Here is a 19,357-nt window from a genome sequence, read left to right as displayed (position 1 = left end):
TAATTATAAATCAGGTAGCAGATAATAAGTAGCAGTGAATAGCTGCAACCTAAAACCTGCAATCTAAAACCTTTAATTATAAATGGAAAATAGGGTTGTAATTACCGGAATGGGAATTTATTCTTGCATCGGGACCTCTTTGGAAGAAGTCAAAGAATCCCTATATCAAGGAAAATCCGGTATTGCTTTAGTACAGGAAAGAAAAGAATTCGGATTCAGGTCTGGCCTTACAGGCGTAGTACCAAAACCGGATCTTAAGAATCTGCTCAACAGACGTCAGCGTGTAAGCATGGGTGAGGAAAGCGAATATGCTTACCTTGCGACCAGTGATGCACTAAAGCAGGCAGGTTTAGACCAGGATTTCCTGGACAGCCATGAAGTAGGAATTCTGTATGGAAACGACAGTGTTTCTCAGGCAGTCGTTGAGTCTATCGATATTGCCAGAGAAAAGAAAGATACAACATTGATGGGATCCGGAGCGATCTTTAAATCAATGAATTCTACAGTAACGATGAACCTTTCAACCATTTTTAAACTGAAAGGAATTAATCTTACCATCAGTGCAGCGTGTGCCAGCGGCTCGCATTCTTTGGGACTCGCGCATATGATGATCAGCAATGGTTTTCAGGATATGATTATCTGCGGCGGTGCCCAGGAAACAAACAAATATTCAATGGCAAGCTTTGACGGACTGGGCGTTTTTTCTGTGAGAGAAGACGAACCTACCAAAGCATCAAGACCTTTTGATTCAGGAAGAGACGGACTGATTCCAAGCGGAGGAGCTGCCAGCCTTGTGGTGGAAAGTTTAGAATCTGCACAGCGAAGAGGCGCTACCATTCTTGCAGAAATCGTAGGATATGGTTTCTCATCAAACGGTGGTCATATTTCAACGCCCAATGTGGATGGTCCGGCTTTAGCCATGCAGAGAGCCCTGAAACAATCAGGATTAAAAGTGGAAGATATCGACTATATCAACGCTCATGCGACCTCTACACCCATTGGGGATGCCAATGAAGCCAAAGCGATTCACGAGATCTTCGGAAGCGAGATTCCGGTAAGTTCTACCAAGTCTATGACCGGTCATGAATGCTGGATGGCAGGGGCAAGTGAAGTGGTTTACTCCATTCTGATGATGCAGAATGATTTCGTTGCACCGAACATCAATCTGGAAAACCCTGACGATGAGGCTAAAAAGATAAATTTAGTCTCAAAAACGAAAACTCAAAAAATTGACGTATTTTTGTCGAATTCTTTCGGATTTGGGGGAACCAACTCCGCATTAATAGTTAAAAAATTTGATTAAAAACATGGAAAGGGAAAAAATTGTTGACATCGTTAATGATTTCTTAGTGAACGAATTTGAGGTAGACGGTGATGAGATCAGTAATGACGCCAACCTGAAAAAAACGCTTGGGCTGGACAGCCTGGACTATATCGACATGGTCGTAGTGATTGAATCTAATTTCGGAGTGAAATTAGGTGAGGCAGATTTTAAAAAAATGGTCACGTTTGATGATTTCTATACGACGATTGAGCAGAAGATTGCTGAAAAAAACGCATAAGCTATCGATTAAACTTTATTCTTTTTAATAATGTAACAATAAAACAATGTACCAGTGTAACAATACCTTCACCCGAAATATTGTTACACTGGTATATTGATAAATTGGTAAACTAAGATATGAACAAGTGGAAAGGTAAATCTAAAGGAACCATACTGGGATATAAAATATTCGTCTGGTGTATTAGAAATATCGGGATCCGGAGTTCATATGTTGTGCTCTATTTCGTAGCGTCCTATTACTTTTTATTCTTAAAAAAGAGCAACCGCTACATTCTTTATTATTTTCAGAAAAGACTCGATTACGGATACTGGAAATCCAAAGCCAGTGTATTCAAAAGCTATTTTACTTTTGGAAAAGTTTTGATTGATAAAACCGCAATTTCCGCCGGTTTAAGAGAAAAATACACCTACGAATTCGATGGGATAGAAAATCTCAGAAACCTTTTGGCAGAAAAAAGAGGTGGAGTGCTTATCAGTGCCCACATCGGAAACTTTGAAATTGCAGAACATTTCTTTGCAGATATCGATTTCGACTGTCAGATCAATCTGGTCACTACAGATCAGGAAGTGACGGTCATCAAAGAATATCTCGAAAGTGTTGCCGTAAAGCAAAGCAATATCAAATTCATCTACGTCAAAGAAGATATGTCGCATATTTTTGAGATCAATAAGGCTTTGTCAGATAACGAACTGATCTGCTTCACCGGAGACCGCTATTTCGAAGGCTCAAAATTTCTTGAAGCCGATTTGTTGGGAAAAAGTGCTAAATTTCCTGCCGGCCCGTTCCTTATTGCTTCCCGTCTTGGCGTTCCCGTGGTCTATGTGTACGTGATGAAAGAAAAAAATCTTCATTACCACTTGTATGCAAGGGTCGCGCAAAATATTAAAAACCGTGATTCTCAGGGACTTCTCAATTCTTACGTACAGAATCTGGAATCTATGATCAGAAAATATCCCCTTCAATGGTTCAATTATTTCGATTTTTGGGATGATATTGATTAATTTTTCTAATTTTATCCCTGAAAACTAATTAATAAACTCAAATCGTTAAATAAATTCGGGAATTGGATATTTGAACCTCTCATTTAGGTTTAAATATAATTTCTAAATCTCAGGATTTCTTAATTTTTGAAATAAAAACACACATCTTTTCTCCTTTTGAAAAAAGAATACGACATACTTGTAATCGGTAGCGGATTGGGAGGTCTTGTTTCGGCTCTAATTTTGGCGAAAGAAGGCCTGAAAGTCTGTGTCCTGGAGAAAAATAACCAGTATGGCGGAAATCTCCAGACTTTTTCTCGGGATAAGCTGATTTTTGATACCGGGGTCCATTATCTGGGAGGCCTTTCAGAAGGGCAGAATCTTCACCGGTTCTTCTCCTATCTTGAGATTATGGATGATCTCGAACTCCACAAGATGAATGAAGACGGCTATGACCGGATTTCGTTTGGAGAAGAGAGCATAGAATATCCTCATGCGCAGGGCTATGAAAACTTTGTTGAACAGCTTACATCCTATTTTCCCAACGAAAAACAAAACCTGGAAAGCTATTGTGAAGAGATCCAGTATGTCTGCGCACAGTTCCCAAGGTATCAGGTCGTAGGGAAAGACAGCTATAATGAAGAGATCCTTCACCTCAATACCAAAAGATTCATAGAGTCTGTGACTCAGGATAAAAAACTACAGGCCGTTTTGCTTGGTTCCAATTTTTTATATGGCGGTGACTCAGAAAATATCCCGTTCTACGTTCATGCCCTTACAGTAAATTCTTATATTCAGAGTGCCTATAAATGTGTCAAAGGCGGAAGTCAGATTACTAAGCTCCTTATCAAAAAGCTTCGCCAGTATGGAGCAGAAGTTCACAAGCACTCCGAAGTTTCCGAATTCATCTTTAATGAAAACAATGTTCTGTCTTCTGTGAAAACTAAGGAAGGAAAGGAATATGCAGCGAAAAAATTCATCTCCAACATAGAGATCCGCTCTGCGATGAAATTAATGGGAGAAGACCGATTGAGAAAATCTTTTTCCAACAGAGTCATGAGCTGGGAGCCTGTTTCGTCCTGCTTCAGCGTCTATCTGGTTTTAAAACCGCATTCCTTCCCGAATTTTAATTACAATATCTACCACTATTCATCGGAAGAAATGGTTTGGAACGCATTCCGTTACCGTAAAGAAAGCTGGCCGGAAACCTATATGCTTTCCTCCACCCAATCCAAACATCATCCCGATTATGCAGAAAGCCTTACAGCGATCTCTTATATGGATTTTGATGAGGTGAAATCCTGGGCGAAAACCATCAATACGGTGGCAGAAGAACATGAAAGAGGATTGAAGTACGAAGAATTCAAACTGGAAAAAGCAGAGAAAATGATCTCAGCGTTAGAAAAGAAAATTCCAAACCTCAGACATTCCATCAAAAGCATCTATACTTCATCGCCGCTGTCATACAGGGACTATATCGGCAGTTTTGAAGGAAATATGTACGGATACATGAAAAATTCGGATAACCCGTTAAAAACAATGGTTTCACCGCGTACCAAGACCGACAATCTGTTCCTTACCGGACAGTCTGTGAATATGCATGGAATTTTGGGTGTAACGATAGGCGCTTTCAATACCTGTGCAGAAATTCTCGGAAAAGAAACGATAGACGATCGTCTGAAACAAATGATCAACACTCATGAGAATAAATAACAGACTCGCTGCAGCGTTCCGGGGAATTCAGTTTTTCCTGATTCTTTTCCTGATGTCCTGTGGCGTTTCAAAATCGGTTCATCATCTTCCGGATATCAGCAGATATGCTTTGGAAACCCCGAAAGTCAATAAGATCAATGATTCTACCTTCAGTTTCAATCAGAATTATTTAACCAAAAATAAACAGCAGCTCTGGGAGCTTTATATCAAAGGAAACCCTTTACAGCTGGGCTATAACAACGGAGCTCTGACTCAAAACCTGATGCAGCAGCAGGAAAAGATTTTCTTTTCCAAAGTGGAAGGCTTCGTTCCTTCAAAATTTAAACAAAAGCTGCTTCGTGGTTTTTTAAAATGGTACAACAGGAAAATGTATCTGAATGTAAGGGAAGATTATCAGGCTGAATTGTACGGTTTGGCGCAGTATTCCTCAGATCAATACAATTTTATAGCACCCAAATACCTTCGGAACCTGTATCTTCATGGAGCCCACGATATCGGTCATGCCATGCAGGATCTGGCAATGGTAGGTTGTACCTCACTTGCGGTCTGGAATGAAAATACAGAAGATGGTCAGCTGCTGATCGGAAGAAACTTTGACTTCTATGTCGGAGATGATTTTGCTAAAAATAAACTGATCGAATTTGTAGAACCGGAGACCGGAATTCCCTATATGTCCGTGAGCTGGCCGGGAATGATAGGCGTAGTTTCAGGGATGAATAAAGAAGGAATTACGGTAACAATCAATGCCGGAAAATCTAAAATTCCTCTGACTGCCAAGACGCCGATTTCCCTTGTGACACGGGAAATTCTTCAGTATGCAAAAAATATTGATGAGGCCATTGCCATTGCTAAAAAAAGAAAAGTATTCGTCTCCGAATCCATTCTGGTGGGAAGTGCTCATGATAAAAATGCTGTGATTATCGAAGTTTCACCTGAAAATTTCGGAGTCTACGAAGTTAAAAATACAAGCAAGGTTTTCTGTACCAATCATTTTCAGTCGGAAGCCTATAAAGACGATAAAAGAAATCAGAAACATATTATAGAAAGCCATTCCGAATACCGTTATGAAAAACTTCAGGAACTTCTTGAGGAAAAGAAAAAATTGAATCCTGAGAAAATGGCGGCTGTTTTACGGGATAAATCCGGTTTAAAAGATCAGAAGATCGGTTACGGAAATGAAAAAGCCATCAATCAGTTATTGGCTCATCATGCCGTTATATTTTCACCTGAAAAAAGGCTGGTCTGGGTTTCTTCCAATCCTTATCAGCTGGGAGAATTCGTATGCTACGATCTCAATGAAATCTTTTCCGGTAAAAAAGCAGCGGAAAGTTTACAGGCAAAAACAATACTTAATATTGCCAGAGATCCATTTGCAGATTCTCAGGAATTTGAGAACTATGAAATGTATAAAATGATGAGCGAGGAGGTAAGTGCTGCGACAGAAAGTAAAGATATAGTCCTGACAGATGACTTCATTCCCCATTATCAGTCTTTGAACCCTGATTTCTGGTTGGTGTATTACCAGTCAGGCCAATATTATTACAGTAAAAAAGATTTTGCCCATGCAAAAGCAGCTTTTGAAAAAGCCCTGACAAAAGAAATCACCACAGTTCCCGACCGCAAAAATGTGGAAAAATATCTAAAGAAGACCTTAAAGAAATTAAAATGATCCCCAAACATATACAACTGCTGTTCTCTATCCCATTGATCATCATTATCAGCTACACGGCTTATCTTTTTACCAGATACAGCGCGATTCCGGATATTATCCCAATCCATGGGTACGGAGGAAAAAATGATGGGGTTGGTAGTAAAATGTTTCTTTTTGCGCCTATCGTCTTAAATCTAATCATTTTGGGCTTTATCTGGATGATCATCAGAAAACCGGATAAAATCAAATTTACTTTTGAAGTGAAGGAAGAGGATAAAGAAAAAACCTATTATCAGTACCAATTGGTTTTAATCATTCTCGCCATATTTGTTACATTGATTATGAGTCCGCTATCTTTTTCGGATGTTGTTTTTAAATAAATTGATTCCATTAATAAATCTAATTTCCCGCTCAGTGAATTAAGTGATTCTTGTATCTAAAATGTATTTTTTGATTAGTATTATAGAATATTTTTTAAAGTTATATATGAATGTTGTAACATTTTGTTGTTTTTACTACTAACTGTGGAAGTAACCAAATCAATATTTCTTTAAAAAGTAATCGTATGAAAAGAATTCGACTTAGTGTTAAGTTTTTATTGCTTTCTTCTTTTTTAGGGTTTAGTTTATTATCTGCTCAAAAATATGAACAGATAATCAAGGACTATGTGAATTCAGAAAAGAAATTTCAAAGAGTAAATCCTGAACTAAAAGCATTTAGCATTGTTAATGTTGATCCTTCCAAAAGTTTAAAAGGGGACATTGTAGGCATCCAGCAGACCATCAATGGAGTTCCTGTTTTTGGAAGCTCGGCCAATGTTCTGATCAGAGAAAATAAAGTATTGAGCTTTGCAGATACTTTTATTCAAAACTATCCATCTACCGTAAAAGGTAAACAAAGTGCCAATAAAGAGGGATTAATAGCCGAAGCGGTAAAGAAATTTAACGGACTGTCAACGGTAAAAAACAGTGAAGGGAAAGAAGAACCTTTAAAAACCAAGCTTGTCTATTTCTCAAAAGGCGGGGAATTGATCCTTGGATATCAGTTCAATGTAGAGGAAAAAGGTAGTGGTAATGTCTGGAGTTTGGTCATCAGTACAGATGACGGCTCTGTTTTATATCAGGAAAATACAACACTTTCCTGCAGTTTTCACTCGGACTCATATGAGCATTTAGCTGAAGCGCATGCTGAGAATCCAACCTATCTGCAACCTTCTATGAATTCCGAAGTATTGAAAGATGCTCAAAAGAAAAGTGAAAATTTTATTTTAGCTCCTGACAATGCTTCTTATAACGTATTTGCATTTCCTGTTGAAGCACCTACATTTGGAAGCAGAACACTCCTTACAAATCCGTGGGATTTATCAGCTTCGCCTGAAGGATGGCATTCTGATGGAACCAATCATTACACTATCACAAGAGGGAATAATGTCTTTGCTTACACAGATGAAGCGAATACAAATGCAGCACAGTTTTCTCCGGACGGAGGCGCAACAAGGAACTTCGATTTTCCGCTGGATGTGACTTTGCCTCAACAGAACTATACATCTGCAGCGGTAACCAATTTATTTTATACATCAAACAAGATGCATGACTTGTTCTATAAATTTGGCTTCACCGAGTCTGCAAGAAACTATCAGCTGAATAATTTCACGAACGGAGGAACCGGGAATGATCCTGTTTTAGCAGAAGCAAGAGATGGAAGCGGTCTGAATAATGCCAATTTTGCTCCGGGAGCAGACGGAACCAGCGGAAGAATGCAAATGTTCCTTTTTGTACCTAATGGAGTGAGATATCTTTACTATAATTCTCCTACAAGCTACGTATCCAGAGCTCCTGTAGCGGCAACGGCCAATTTTGGTCCCCAGCTTATAGGCAGCGCTGGTGTAACAGGTGATTTAGCGCTCCCTGTACCTGCAGATGGCTGTACAGCGGTGGCAGCCGGAAGTTTAACAGGTAAAATTGCTGTACTCAATGCGGCAGGACCTGCAAACTGTGGTTTTGCCGTTAAAACTAAAAACCTGCAGGATGGTGGGGCAGTAGGAGTTATACAGTATCACCCAAACAGTGACCAACCTGTAGGTATGGGGGGAACTGATAATACCATTACGATTCCTACGATCATGGTAGGAAAGTCGGAAGGTGAATTTTTGGTTAGTGAATTGACTAACGGAGTTGCCAGTAATGCGAGTTTAAGAACTGAGGCAGTGTATAAAGATGCGAGTTTAGATAATGGAATTATCGCCCATGAATACGGGCATGGAATTACTAACCGTCTTACCGGTACAGGAAGCAACTGTTTAGCTTATTCCACATCCAACGAACAGATGGGAGAAGGATGGTCTGACTTCTTTGCCCTTATGGTTACCAACAGACCTGGAGATAATGCATCCGTTCCCAGAGGAATAGGAAGCTTTACCGGCGGAGAGGGCGTAAATGGTGCCGGAATAAGACCGGCCAGATATTCTCCTGATTTTGCAGTGAATAACTATACGTATGGAAGAACGAATGGAATGAAAGTGAACGGCAGCATATTTGGAATCGCGATTACCGTTCCTGATGTTCACAGTATTGGTTTCATTTGGGCGAGTATGCTTTGGGATCTTAACTGGAAATACGTAGATAAATATGGCTATAACAGCAATGTACTGGCAGATCCAAACAGTGGAAGTGCAAGAGTTCTGCAGCTGGTCATGGATGCCCTTAAATTGCAGCCTTGTAATCCGAATTTTATACAGGGAAGAGATGCTATTTTAGCCGCAGATCTCGCAAAAACAAATGGTGAAAACAAATGTATGATCTGGAAGGTCTTTGCTAAAAGAGGATTAGGGGTGAATGCTGCTTCAGGTGGGCTTAACGGATTGTTTATCGGAGCTAATCAGCCGGCACCAGACTTAAGCGATCAGGTTGAAGATTTCACTATTCCTGCGGAATGTGGTGTTCTGGCCGTAAATGAAGCTTCTGCTAATACCAAAGGAATATCCATCTATCCGAACCCGGTGAAAACTGAATTTACAATCAAAACCCCTTCGGGAATGGATCTTTCAGGAATCACTACGGTTTCAGTCTATGATTTTACAGGGAAATTGGTTTCTTCAGAAAAAATCAATCTTAATAAGCAAACTACAGTGAATGTGAATACATTACTGAACGGAGCTTATATGGTAACGATCAAGGGTAATGCCATTGATTACAGCCAGAAAATCATTGTTTCAAAATAAAAGTAGAATAATAACAATATAGAGAGGAAGGTCCTGGAGCTCAGCTTCAGGGCTTTTTTGTTGTTAATACTCACTTTCTTAATCTGAACACTGGTGATCTTAAGTTTTAATGTATTTACCGGTAAACGCTTGTTTAATTTTAGCATCGTCAATTGATTTTTCCACTGTATTTTCATCAAACAAAGGTTTATAAAAATGTTATATTTGATGTGTTTTGATAAATTAATTTAATTATTCTTTGTTATTTGTGTTTTTATTTAGTTATTATTTAATTTTATTTCGATTTGGTTGTGTTTTTTTCTGAAATGAATTTACATTTCGCTTCATAAAAAGATATTATGAAAAGAAATCAACTAAGTGTTAGGCTTTTATTGCTTTGTTCTTTATTCGGTTTTGGTTGGTCACATGCTCAAAACTATGAAAAAGTTATAATAGACTACATTAACTCTGAAAAGACATTCCAGAGAATAAATCCAGAATTGAAGGCATTTACAGTTGTAAATGTAGACTCTTCAAAAAGTTTAAACGGGGACATTGTAGGCATACAGCAGACTATTAATGGGATTCCGATTTTTGGAAGTTCTGCTAATGTTCTGATAAGAGAGGGGAAAGTTTTGAACTTAACCGATACTTTTATCAAAATGTATCCTTCCCGCGTGAAAGGTAGTCAGAATGCCGGAAAAAATACACTGGTATCAGAAGCAGCCCAAAAAATTAACGGCTATCCTACTATTCGGAACAGTGAAGGAAAAGAAGAACCTCTGAAAACCCAACTGGTTTATTTTGAGAAAGGCGGAGAATTGATCCTTGGCTACAGATTTGATGTACAGGAAAAAGAAACAGGGAATATGTGGAATGTAATCATCAGTACAGATGATGGTGCCATATTATATTCGGAGAAAATGACTCTTTCCTGCAGTTTTCACGATGATGCCTATAAACATCATGCAGAGGAAGCTCATCCGCTACAAAATATTCAACCGGCCCTATTTCCTCCCCATATAAATTCTGAAAATAATTTACAAAAGAAAGACTTTGTTTTGGTCCCGGATAATGCCTCTTATAATGTATTAGCTTTCCCTGTAGAGGCACCTACCTTTGGAAGCAGGGCATTGCTTAGCAATCCCTGGGAGATTACAGCCTCTCCTGAAGGGTGGCATTCAGACGGTACGAACAGCTATACCAACACCAGAGGAAATAATGTGTATGCTTATACGGACGAAAACAGCACCAATATACCCCAGTTTTCTCCAGACGGGGGCACAGTAAGAGCTTTTGATTTCCCAATGGATGTGAGCCTGCCACCACAGAACTACAAATCCGCATCAGTCACTAATCTATTCTATGTCAACAATAAAGTACATGATGTATTTTACAAATTGGGATTTACAGAAACAGCCAGAAATTTTCAGGCCAGTAATTTTGGAAAAGGCGGAGCTCAGGGTGATGCTGTTCTAGCTGAGGCCTGGGATGGAGGAGGATATAATAATGCTAACTTCTACAGCCCAGCTGATGGTTCTCCACCAAGGATGCAAATGTACTTGTGGGAACCTGATAATATGCAGAATTTATTCTACAACTCTCCATCTGTTTATGCATCAAGGACTTTCAGAAGCAGGAGGGCCACTTTTGGTCCCAATCTTGAAACGATTGCACCTGTAACTGCTAATCTGTCTCTTACAACACCAGTTAACGGCTGTAATGCTATTAACGAAGATCTTACGGGAAAGATAGCCTTAATAGAAAGGGGAGGAACGTGCGGATTTACAGACAAAGTGAAAAATGCCCAGCTGAAAGGAGCTGTAGGAGTGGTAATATATAATGCAGCTGCATCAGTAGGTTTTGGAGGAATGGGAGGAAGTGATACTTCTATAACAATTCCATCTGTTACCATAGAAAATCCGGAAGGGGCTTTTATAGCCGGTGAAATTGCAGGAGGCGCTGTTATCAACGCAACTTTAAAGTATGACAAATCAAATTATGTTTACAAAGATGGGAGTCTGGATAACGGGATTCTCATCCATGAATACGGGCATGGTATCTCCAACCGGCTTACGGGTACGGGTGATGGCTGTCTTTCAGCAACAACCTCAAATGAACAGATGGGAGAAGGATGGTCAGATTTTTTTGCTTTAATGCTCACCAATAAGCCTGGAGACAATGCTTCTGTGCCCAGAGGAGTAGGAACATTTGCTATAGAGCAGCCCACCAACGGGGCGGGAATAAGACTGGCAAAATATTCACCTGATTTTGCAGTGAATAATTACACTTACGGAAGAACGAACGGAATGAAGATTTCGATCAATTATTTCGGAACACCTATTGTATTGGCTCATGTTCATAATATAGGCTTTGTCTGGGCTACAATGCTTTGGGATCTTCACTGGAAATATGTAGAAAAGTATGGATACAACAGCGATGTCATGGCCGATCCAAACAGTGGAAGCGCGCGGGTTCTCCAGCTGGTTGTAGATGCCATTAAACTTCAGCCATGCAATCCTAATTTCAAGCAGGGAAGAGATGCTATTTTGGCTGCAGATCAGGCGAAAACCGGAGGTCAGGATAAATGTTTGATCTGGAAAGTTTTTGCTAAAAGGGGACTTGGTGTCAATGCTGAGCCGGGAGGAACTAGCGGCTTTCTTATGGGGAATGAGCAAGATCTTGATGACCAGGTAGAAAATTTTGCAGTTCCTGCTGAATGTAATGCACTTGCCGTGAATGAAGCTTCTGCTAATACCAAAGGAATATCTATCTATCCAAACCCGGTGAAAACTGAATTTACAATTAAAACACCTTCAGGAATGGACCTTTCAGGAATCACTACCGTTTCGGTGTACGATTTTACAGGGAAATTGGTTTCTTCAGAAAAAATCAATCTTAATAAACAGACTACAGTGAATGTGAATACCCTGCTGAATGGTGTTTATATGTTGACGATTAAAGGTAATTCTATTGATTACAGCCAGAAAATTATTGTTTCAAAATAAAAGGAGAATAATAATAATATAGAGATGAAAGTCCTGGAGCTTAGCTTTAGGACTTTTTTTCGGGATTTGAGAGTCAGTGCTTAGAGTAATTTTGTTGCTAGTTGCTAGTTGCTAGTTGCTAGTTGCTAGTCTCTAAACTTAATGTAAAAGGTCTCGTGTATAATATCTGATATCTGACATCTTGATTCTTGATTTTTGGCTCTTGACTCTTACACCCCTACTCATTCTCCGGATTCAGTTTATTCAGGAAAAAAAATGTCGCAATGCCGCAGAGTGCAGACATAGAAGTGGCGAGAATAGCACTTCCGATCACATATTGAAACAGATTATTTTTGATCAGTTCAAAATTGAGTTCACTGCTTAAAATATTGCTGTCCCCGTGAACAAAAGGGGAGCCCAGAAACAGGGAAGCTGCAATAACAAAGGGAATAAATGGCGGAAGGCTTACGTTGGATGCCACAAAAGCCAGAACTTTATTTAGTTTAAAAAGAACAGACAATGAGATGACAAGAAGCGTATGGAATCCCCAGAACGGAGAAAACCCTATAAATACGCCCAGTGCTATAGAAAATGCCTTCGTACGGTTGCTGCCGTCACTTTCAAGGACATCTTCCTTTACGAATCTTTTAAAGCTTTTTTTTTTGAAATTATTCACGAAATTTCGCGGAATAATGTACAGAAGTGTGATGGTCACCAAAATCGTATTCAGAATGCTGATCCTCGTAAAATCTTTGAACGGTCTGAAATGAGAAACCCTTTCCGCAGGATCATACAAAACCTTGATGGGAACATTCTTTACAGGAACGTGCCTCCAGGCAGTTCTTACAATGATCTCGATTTCAAATTCAAATTTTGGAGTGAAATATTTCTTCGGAATTTTTAATAACGGATATAATCTGTAACCGGATTGCGTATCTTCCAGCTTGATTCCGGTCTCAAACCAGAACCAAAAATTGGAAAACCTGTTCCCAAAGCTACTTTTTTTCGGAATTCCGTCCTGTGACATATTCCGGTTTCCGATCAGAAGAACATCATGTTTCTCCTGAATTAAAGCTTCCACAAATACAGGAATATCATCCGGATAATGCTGCCCATCAGAATCGATGGTGATGGCGTAATGATAACCCAGCTCTTTAGCTTTTCTGAAGCCTATTTTCAGTCCGTTTCCTTTGCCTTTGTTCTCAGGCAGGGAAATAACGGTTATTTGGGGATAATCAGTTAAAATATGTGCAGTAGAGTCGGTAGAACCATCATTGACCGCAATAATGTTATCGGTGTAGCCCAGAACACCGTCTATAACCCTTCTCAGGGTTTTTTCATTATTGTAAGTAGGTATTAAAATGCAGATCTTTTTCTCAATCACTGCATTTTGTACTTCTTGAAGGGTCATTGTTTTATTTTATAGTGGCTCTTTCTGCCTCTGAAAAGGATTTAGACTGCATTGCAAACTTTTTCACGTAGCTTTTCAGGGCTGCGTTCTGCTTGCTGTAATTATTGATCAGAAATGCCTTATCATCTTTAATACTGCCTCTGTAGCCTACTATTTTAGGAATATTTTCCTGAACGCTCAGTCTGATCAGTCGAAGTTCTATATTGTTCGGGTTGCTTTTGATAATGCTTTCAAGACTTGTTGCACCCGTTTTTACAAGTGCTTTTCTGTTCTTTTTAGCAATCTTAGCTTCCATAATCTGTGCAGCAGCTTTATATCCAGTGGTTACAGCATCAGAACCGGATTGTTTTTCTGCAAGATTGATGAATGCTTCCGTATTGTCATTGGATTGGTTAGCCTTGGCATAGCTGTTTCTTAAAGACTCAAGATCAGTCTGGAAGAAAAAGATAAAAGCGGTTACGAGAGATAAGAGAAGTTTCATGATCCTATTTTTTATAGCTTACAGACATTTTCAATGCAATAGTCTCGCCAAAAGAAGTGATATTTTTTACTTTAACATCTTCTTCATTTTCAGTAATATCCAGCTGAAGTTTCAGATCCGGCGTTTCAAAAGGATTGATAATAGCCATGAACTTTACATTCGAAGCTGTTTTTAAAAATAATTTTGAACCGGTAAATTCTTCCGTCAGTTCTTTTACGATCTGCATCATACAAACTCCCGGCGTCACCGGATTACCCGGAAAATGGCCTTTAAAAATATCGTGATCTTTATTCAGATGAATGTTGGCAGTGAAACTTCCATGGTCTCCCTTTTCAAAAGATTCTAAAGTGTAAAAGTCTGTAAGAATGGTCTGCATACAATTATTTTTTCATGTTAAAGGTATAATAAACACCTGTTTGGAATGTCACATTCGTCTGGTCGCTTTTGATGTGTACAAAACCTTTTTTAATTCGGGCTTCTACCCCAAAGTTTTTCGTAATGTCATATCCTGCTCCAAAAAGCAGTCCTAAATCCGCATCAGTAGGCGATTCAATGTTTTTATGATCAGTAAGAAGCTCTAAAGTAGGTCCGAAATGAATATTAAATTTATCAAAATAAAATTTATTCACTACCGCTGCTCCTACGTAAGAAACACTTACAGTTTTTGAAGCCACAGCAGAGTTCTGGCTTTCGTATTTCGCTCCCTGACGCGTATAGTAAATTTCCGGTTGAAGAGCATAGAATTTAGCAAATCGGATATTCGCCTGAAAACCAATATAAAAATCAATTTTCGATTTTATATCATACGTGTTGCTTCCGTTATGATAATAGTTTTGGCTATCCACATAATACCAGTAGTCGTGAGCAGGACCATCAGAAAAATAGGCGATATTGGCCCCCACTCTGATTCCCGGATTGAAAGTTACCTGTGCAAAAGACAGGCTTGAAATGAATAGGACGGCTGATAGTAGAAATTTGTTCATGTTAATTCTGTTCGGTTTCAGTTATTTGAAATAGTTTTATATTGATCTTAAAGTCCTTGTGTTGCAGGTTTAAGCTATCCGCGAAGATATGTTTTTTTGCTGCAAAACTGAAATCGATTTTTTCCTTATTGTTTTTCGTATAAATGATGTTCTTCAGCAGTCCGTCTTCCTTATTGAAAAACAGGTAGTAAGCCCTTTTGTCGGCTTTGGACAGATAGATTTTTGAATGATCGTTTTCAAAAGATTCACTCACCGGAAATTTCCTTTTCAGCAGCTCGCGGAAATCGTTCTTTAAAAAATTAATGACAATTTTTTTATCCAGATCGGGAAGAACGTAATTCAATTTAAAATCATTCTCAGAAATTTCGAAATCAATTAATTTATTTCCAAAATCTGAAGTCATGGCCACACGATGGGTCGTTTCATTCAGTTTTTTGATGATCAGAATTCCACTTACATGATTTTTGTAAATATCCATCTGGCATTTATACACATAATCTTCACCGGAAGAAAAATATAAATTTTCAACCGTTTTCTCAGAACTCTGAACCAGTTTTGCATCTGTCAGTTGGTAGCTTTTACACGAAACCAACAGCAGGAAAACCAGACTATAAACTAAACTCTGAAGCTGCAATCGCTGCATTGATCTTGGTATTTTTGAATACAATATTGGTCGTATCTCCCGAAGCTTCTGTCATATTCACCTGTGAAACCGTAGACTGGTTTTTGGGAAAATGAAGTTCAATCTGTTTGATGTATTTCAACAGCTGGGCAGATTTTGGAGTGAATTTGGCCACATTGAAATTTCCGTTTTTATAATAGGACACGGTAAACTCAGGATCGCTGAACATTTTTCCGTTTGAACTTCCTACAATCAGTTTATTGATCTTCTCAAATGTCTTACTCTTGGCATCTACAGATGATTTTTTCCCCTGATCATTAATGAAAATTTTACCTTCTTTAAAAACAATGCTATACTGATAAGGTTTTGTATATTTCCAGCTCAGCATATTCGGTGATTTCAACGACATTTTTCCGTAGGTAACAATGTTTTTATCCAGAAAATCCATCTTTTTGGTCTGGGTAAAATCGCTCTGGAGTGTTTTGATCTCCTGGGTTTCAGAAGACACTTTCGTTACAAATGCTTTAGTTTCTGCGCCGGACATCGCGGTCATCTGGGCAGAAAAGAAGCCTGAAATGAATATAAATGCGCCTAAAACAATATTTTTAATCATTTTTATTTGATTTTGTTAATTGAATCGACTGTAAATGTCGAATATTTTTTCTCCTTCAAAAATAACAATAAATCGACCAATACGTTGTACGTCTTTTCAGAGGTATCGTGAAGAAGGATAATGCTTCCTTTCTTCAGACCTTTGGTTACCTTCTTATAGATTTTCTTTTCATCCTCTGTAACCGTGTCGAGTGAACGGACATTCCAGCCGATGCTTTTTTTATGAGTTCTTTTGATGGCCTTTGCGATGCTCGGATTCGTCACACCGAAAGGAGGTCGGTACCAATCAGTTTTAATCTGACCGGTTTTTAAGATGATTTCGTCACATTTCTCAATCTCCTCAGTCATTTTTGAGGCAGACAGAAATCCTGTATTGTTTGAATGTGAAAGCGTGTGATTTCCGATGGTGTGGCCTTCGGTAATAATCCGCTGAAAAGTTTCCGGGTATTTTTCGATCTGTTTTCCGATACAGAAAAAAGTAGCTTTTACCTGATGTTCTTTAAGCAGATCTAAAAATTTGGGAGTAAATTCAGTCGGTCCGTCATCAAAAGTCAGGGCAACTTCATTGATTTTCGTTCTTTTATGGGTAATGCTGTTCACAAAATACCCCAACGTAATATCAAATGACCCCCAAACCACGACGAAAGAAAAAGCCAGAAAACCCGCCAGATAAACCCAGATACTTCCATGAAACGCATAAATAAATACGTTGCAGAAAAGATAAAATATAATAAATGGATAATGCTTCATCTTCCGGTATTTTGAGTTGTACTTATTTTGATCTCTGCATTCAGGAAACCTATAAATTGGAGGTTTTCCTGTTTGATTAAGCTCTTTCCAGCAACATCAGACTATGATCATTTCCAGCCAGATGATTGTAAAGAAGAATATTTTTAATGTCTGTCTTTTGCTCTGAACGAATCATCATGACTTCCGGAATTTGTTGCTCCTTCAATATATGACAGGCCATAAATGTGGAAAAACCACTTGCCGTATTGAATTCTCCGCTCAAATGCTTGTAATATAATAAAGCTGAATTCTGAAATGCATCCATTGCTTTTGCGTAGTAAACATCAGATGTTGCATCGCCACTGAAACCAAAGATTACAGCATCAATGTCTTCGTGCTTCAATTTGTTTTTAGCTAAAAAATCTCCTATAAAAGATGTTGTTTTTTCTATATCCAATCTGTTGATGATCTGAATATCTCTAAGTTTTGCGTAAGAACTTTCCGTTTTATCTTTTCCTAACACAAAGAAAGTGGCACCTTCGCCCCAGATCACGCCATCTGTTTTTGAATGTAAATAATCAGCGGGAAGATCTTCTTCTTTTTTTATCGTATTGTTGAGACGGTAAAGTTCCATGGTTCTGGCCGTCTGCTCATCTGCAGCGCCTACGAGAACATTTTCAGCCTCTCCGTCGTTGATCTGAAGCTGAGCATCCAGAAAAGAGAATTCCAGTGAGGAAGAGGTGTTGACATACGTGAAATTGTACGCATGGCACTGAAGTCCCAGAGCAATCTGCCCCGCAACGGTATTGTGAGTCGATTGGATAAAAAATGTAGGAGTCAGAAACTCTTCATTATTATCAATCACATTTTTCAGGAACTTTTCAGAATCCTGGGAACATCCCATTCCCGTTCCTACAATGATGGCATCCGGTTTTTCAATTCCGGCTTCTTTTAAAGCGTAACTGGAAGCTACAGAGCTCATTTTTACGGTTTTAGACATTCTCCTGATCATCGCAGGCGGAATGAATTCTTTATAGTTGGGATCTATAGCTTTTAAGATCTGACCAGACTGATCAGCCTTAAGATCCTGGAAAAAATTTTCTTTTAAAGTGTCCTGAACAGAGATGCAGGATGCACTGTTGATGTATACTGCGTTCATGATTTTGAGAAAATTAAAGTAGAACAGTTTCCTCCGAAGCCAAATGAATTGGAAAGAACATGGTTAATGTTTTTCTCCTTCAGTCCTGTAACCGGAGTTAAATCAAATTCTGCCATTTTCGTTTTGAAATTCAGATTGGGGAAAATGACGCTGTGCTGCATCGCCAAAATGGAAAATACCGCTTCAATTCCTGCCGCCGCCGCCAGAGTATGTCCTGTAAAAGCTTTGGTAGAACTGAATTCAGGAACCTGACCTTCACCGAAGATCCTGATCATGGCAATTCCTTCTGATAAATCATTATTGGGAGTAGCCGTTCCGTGAACGTTGATATAATCGATGTTCTCTTTTTCCAATCCCGATATTTTAAGAGCCTGTTGCATGGCGAGAAAAGCACCCTGTCCGTTTTCTGACGAAGCAGTCTGATGATGGGCATCATTCGCGTTGCCATAGCCGGAAAGGTAAGCCAGGACTTTTTTGTTCTCTTTTTTCACGACTTCATCAGATTCAAGAATGATAAAAGCAGCTGCTTCACCAAGGTTCAATCCTTTTCTGTCGTTATCAAATGGGGTGTTGTAAGAATCCGTAAGAATCATCAGCGTATTGAATCCGTTCAAAGTAAATTTTGAAAGGGAATCAGTTCCGCCCACGATCACACGATCCAAAACACCGTTTTTAATCAGTTTAGCTCCCATCATGATTGCATTCGCTGCAGATGAGCAAGCTGTGCTGATGGTGGAAACCATACCGTTTAATCCAAGATAATCAGCGATGGCCAATGAGGAATTTCCCGCATCATGAGCATCGATGTATTTTTGCTTTTCAGGAAAGTCTTCGTAAGAGTAGAAATACCTTTCCGTGATATCCATTCCGGCGACACTGGTAGAAGAGATGAGCCCGGTTTTGTATTCATTGATATCCGAAATTCCGGCAGATGCTACAGCTTCTCTTGCAGCGATCATGCCTAATAAAGAAGTTCTTGTCACATTATTGTCTTCAGGCAGCTGAAGTTGTTGTACAAGCTCTTCATTAGACCATTTTATCTCGCCGGTTTTTATACTTCCGGCATGGCGGGTTTCAAACAACTGGATGTCAGAAATTCCGTGTTTTCCGGTTTTTAGCGAAATAAAATTTCCCTCCACATTGTTTCCGATGGAAGAAATGATGCCCATTCCTGTGATGGCAATTTTCTTGTTCATTTATTTGTTTAATATAACAGTGTACCAATGTAGCAATGTACCAGTGTAACAATGATTGCTAGACTGTTA

The 19,357-nt window shown here is 39.0% G+C and carries 17 protein-coding genes; 8 read left to right on the top strand and 9 right to left on the bottom strand.

What is annotated here, in order from left to right; genetic code table 11:
* The first annotated feature begins 82 nt into the window (after positions 1-82).
* From BM143_RS18895 to BM143_RS18855, 8 genes are all read left to right on the top strand, one after another.
* Positions 83-1,303 carry a beta-ketoacyl-[acyl-carrier-protein] synthase family protein gene (locus tag BM143_RS18895; RefSeq protein ID WP_090026391.1) on the top strand — a complete coding sequence of 407 codons (1,221 nt, stop codon included), beginning with the start codon at positions 83-85 and terminating at the stop codon, positions 1,301-1,303.
* Between the two features lie 4 nt (positions 1,304-1,307).
* The gene (locus tag BM143_RS18890) at positions 1,308-1,562 is read left to right on the top strand and encodes an acyl carrier protein (protein ID WP_034727052.1); all 255 of its coding nucleotides are present in this window, start codon (positions 1,308-1,310) and stop codon (positions 1,560-1,562) included.
* A gap of 119 nt (positions 1,563-1,681) precedes the next feature.
* Positions 1,682-2,566: an LpxL/LpxP family acyltransferase gene (locus tag BM143_RS18885; protein ID WP_034726994.1), complete on the top strand. Its 885-nt coding sequence runs from the start codon at positions 1,682-1,684 to the stop codon at positions 2,564-2,566.
* A 156-nt stretch (positions 2,567-2,722) separates the two neighbouring features.
* Positions 2,723-4,258: a phytoene desaturase family protein gene (locus tag BM143_RS18880; protein ID WP_090026389.1), complete on the top strand. Its 1,536-nt coding sequence runs from the start codon at positions 2,723-2,725 to the stop codon at positions 4,256-4,258.
* Positions 4,245-5,927, top strand: coding sequence for a C45 family autoproteolytic acyltransferase/hydolase (locus tag BM143_RS18875; RefSeq protein WP_090026387.1), 1,683 nt, complete (start codon positions 4,245-4,247; stop codon positions 5,925-5,927). The genes BM143_RS18880 and BM143_RS18875 overlap by 14 nt, the downstream gene beginning before the upstream one ends.
* Complete coding sequence (locus BM143_RS18870) at positions 5,924-6,289, top strand: hypothetical protein (RefSeq protein ID WP_090026384.1); 366 nt, start codon at positions 5,924-5,926, stop codon at positions 6,287-6,289. Before BM143_RS18875 ends, BM143_RS18870 begins: the two co-directional genes overlap by 4 nt.
* Positions 6,290-6,474: 185 nt before the next feature.
* Positions 6,475-9,129 (top strand): T9SS-dependent M36 family metallopeptidase, encoded by a 2,655-nt coding sequence (locus tag BM143_RS18865; RefSeq protein WP_090026382.1) that lies wholly within the window; start codon positions 6,475-6,477, stop codon positions 9,127-9,129.
* A gap of 338 nt (positions 9,130-9,467) precedes the next feature.
* Positions 9,468-12,116 (top strand): T9SS-dependent M36 family metallopeptidase, encoded by a 2,649-nt coding sequence (locus BM143_RS18855; protein ID WP_090026379.1) that lies wholly within the window; start codon positions 9,468-9,470, stop codon positions 12,114-12,116.
* 217 nt (positions 12,117-12,333) lie between these two features.
* Here the strand turns inward: BM143_RS18855 and BM143_RS18850 are convergent, their stop codons facing one another.
* The 9 genes from BM143_RS18850 to BM143_RS18810 all read right to left on the bottom strand — a co-directional run bounded on the left by BM143_RS18850 (position 12,334) and on the right by BM143_RS18810 (position 19,288).
* A complete protein-coding gene (locus BM143_RS18850; RefSeq protein WP_090026377.1) occupies positions 12,334-13,506 on the bottom strand; it encodes a DUF2062 domain-containing protein in 1,173 nt (390 codons plus the stop codon).
* A 4-nt stretch (positions 13,507-13,510) separates the two neighbouring features.
* Positions 13,511-13,987, bottom strand: coding sequence for a hypothetical protein (locus BM143_RS18845; RefSeq protein ID WP_034726999.1), 477 nt, complete (start codon positions 13,985-13,987; stop codon positions 13,511-13,513).
* A gap of 4 nt (positions 13,988-13,991) precedes the next feature.
* Positions 13,992-14,363 (bottom strand): hotdog family protein, encoded by a 372-nt coding sequence (locus tag BM143_RS18840; protein ID WP_081873946.1) that lies wholly within the window; start codon positions 14,361-14,363, stop codon positions 13,992-13,994.
* A gap of 4 nt (positions 14,364-14,367) precedes the next feature.
* A complete protein-coding gene (locus BM143_RS18835; protein WP_090026375.1) occupies positions 14,368-14,970 on the bottom strand; it encodes an outer membrane beta-barrel protein in 603 nt (200 codons plus the stop codon).
* A gap of 1 nt (position 14,971) precedes the next feature.
* Complete coding sequence (locus BM143_RS18830; RefSeq protein WP_090026373.1) at positions 14,972-15,613, bottom strand: flexirubin biosynthesis protein LolB2; 642 nt, start codon at positions 15,611-15,613, stop codon at positions 14,972-14,974.
* Positions 15,579-16,205, bottom strand: coding sequence for a flexirubin biosynthesis/transport protein LolA2 (locus tag BM143_RS18825; RefSeq protein ID WP_090026371.1), 627 nt, complete (start codon positions 16,203-16,205; stop codon positions 15,579-15,581). Before BM143_RS18825 ends, BM143_RS18830 begins: the two co-directional genes overlap by 35 nt.
* A 2-nt stretch (positions 16,206-16,207) precedes the next feature.
* Positions 16,208-16,954 (bottom strand): polysaccharide deacetylase family protein, encoded by a 747-nt coding sequence (locus tag BM143_RS18820; RefSeq protein WP_090026369.1) that lies wholly within the window; start codon positions 16,952-16,954, stop codon positions 16,208-16,210.
* A gap of 76 nt (positions 16,955-17,030) precedes the next feature.
* Positions 17,031-18,092, bottom strand: coding sequence for a beta-ketoacyl synthase N-terminal-like domain-containing protein (locus BM143_RS18815; protein WP_090026366.1), 1,062 nt, complete (start codon positions 18,090-18,092; stop codon positions 17,031-17,033).
* Positions 18,089-19,288, bottom strand: a complete 1,200-nt coding sequence (locus BM143_RS18810; RefSeq protein WP_090026365.1) for a beta-ketoacyl-[acyl-carrier-protein] synthase family protein — start codon at positions 19,286-19,288, stop codon at positions 18,089-18,091. Before BM143_RS18810 ends, BM143_RS18815 begins: the two co-directional genes overlap by 4 nt.
* Positions 19,289-19,357 lie beyond the last annotated feature (69 nt).

It is taken from the genome of Chryseobacterium oleae (genome assembly GCF_900115055.1).
GTDB classification, from domain to species: Bacteria; Bacteroidota; Bacteroidia; order Flavobacteriales; family Weeksellaceae; genus Chryseobacterium; species Chryseobacterium oleae.
This window is presented reverse-complemented; position numbering and strand designations above follow the sequence as displayed.

What these genes read in the sequence shown, in the direction of transcription:
- BM143_RS18855 (WP_090026379.1), top strand. Translation starts at nt 9,468, where the DNA reads ATGAAAAGAAATCAACTAAGTGTTAGGCTTTTATTGCTTTGTTCTTTA.
- BM143_RS18850 (WP_090026377.1), bottom strand. Translation starts at nt 13,506, where the DNA reads ATGACCCTTCAAGAAGTACAAAATGCAGTGATTGAGAAAAAGATCTGC.
- BM143_RS18865 (WP_090026382.1), top strand. Translation starts at nt 6,475, where the DNA reads ATGAAAAGAATTCGACTTAGTGTTAAGTTTTTATTGCTTTCTTCTTTT.
- BM143_RS18845 (WP_034726999.1), bottom strand. Translation starts at nt 13,987, where the DNA reads ATGAAACTTCTCTTATCTCTCGTAACCGCTTTTATCTTTTTCTTCCAG.
- BM143_RS18835 (WP_090026375.1), bottom strand. Translation starts at nt 14,970, where the DNA reads ATGAACAAATTTCTACTATCAGCCGTCCTATTCATTTCAAGCCTGTCT.
- BM143_RS18895 (WP_090026391.1), top strand. Translation starts at nt 83, where the DNA reads ATGGAAAATAGGGTTGTAATTACCGGAATGGGAATTTATTCTTGCATC.
- BM143_RS18885 (WP_034726994.1), top strand. Translation starts at nt 1,682, where the DNA reads ATGAACAAGTGGAAAGGTAAATCTAAAGGAACCATACTGGGATATAAA.
- BM143_RS18820 (WP_090026369.1), bottom strand. Translation starts at nt 16,954, where the DNA reads ATGAAGCATTATCCATTTATTATATTTTATCTTTTCTGCAACGTATTT.
- BM143_RS18870 (WP_090026384.1), top strand. Translation starts at nt 5,924, where the DNA reads ATGATCCCCAAACATATACAACTGCTGTTCTCTATCCCATTGATCATC.
- BM143_RS18830 (WP_090026373.1), bottom strand. Translation starts at nt 15,613, where the DNA reads ATGCAGCGATTGCAGCTTCAGAGTTTAGTTTATAGTCTGGTTTTCCTG.
- BM143_RS18875 (WP_090026387.1), top strand. Translation starts at nt 4,245, where the DNA reads ATGAGAATAAATAACAGACTCGCTGCAGCGTTCCGGGGAATTCAGTTT.
- BM143_RS18840 (WP_081873946.1), bottom strand. Translation starts at nt 14,363, where the DNA reads ATGCAGACCATTCTTACAGACTTTTACACTTTAGAATCTTTTGAAAAG.
- BM143_RS18815 (WP_090026366.1), bottom strand. Translation starts at nt 18,092, where the DNA reads ATGAACGCAGTATACATCAACAGTGCATCCTGCATCTCTGTTCAGGAC.
- BM143_RS18825 (WP_090026371.1), bottom strand. Translation starts at nt 16,205, where the DNA reads ATGATTAAAAATATTGTTTTAGGCGCATTTATATTCATTTCAGGCTTC.
- BM143_RS18810 (WP_090026365.1), bottom strand. Translation starts at nt 19,288, where the DNA reads ATGAACAAGAAAATTGCCATCACAGGAATGGGCATCATTTCTTCCATC.
- BM143_RS18890 (WP_034727052.1), top strand. Translation starts at nt 1,308, where the DNA reads ATGGAAAGGGAAAAAATTGTTGACATCGTTAATGATTTCTTAGTGAAC.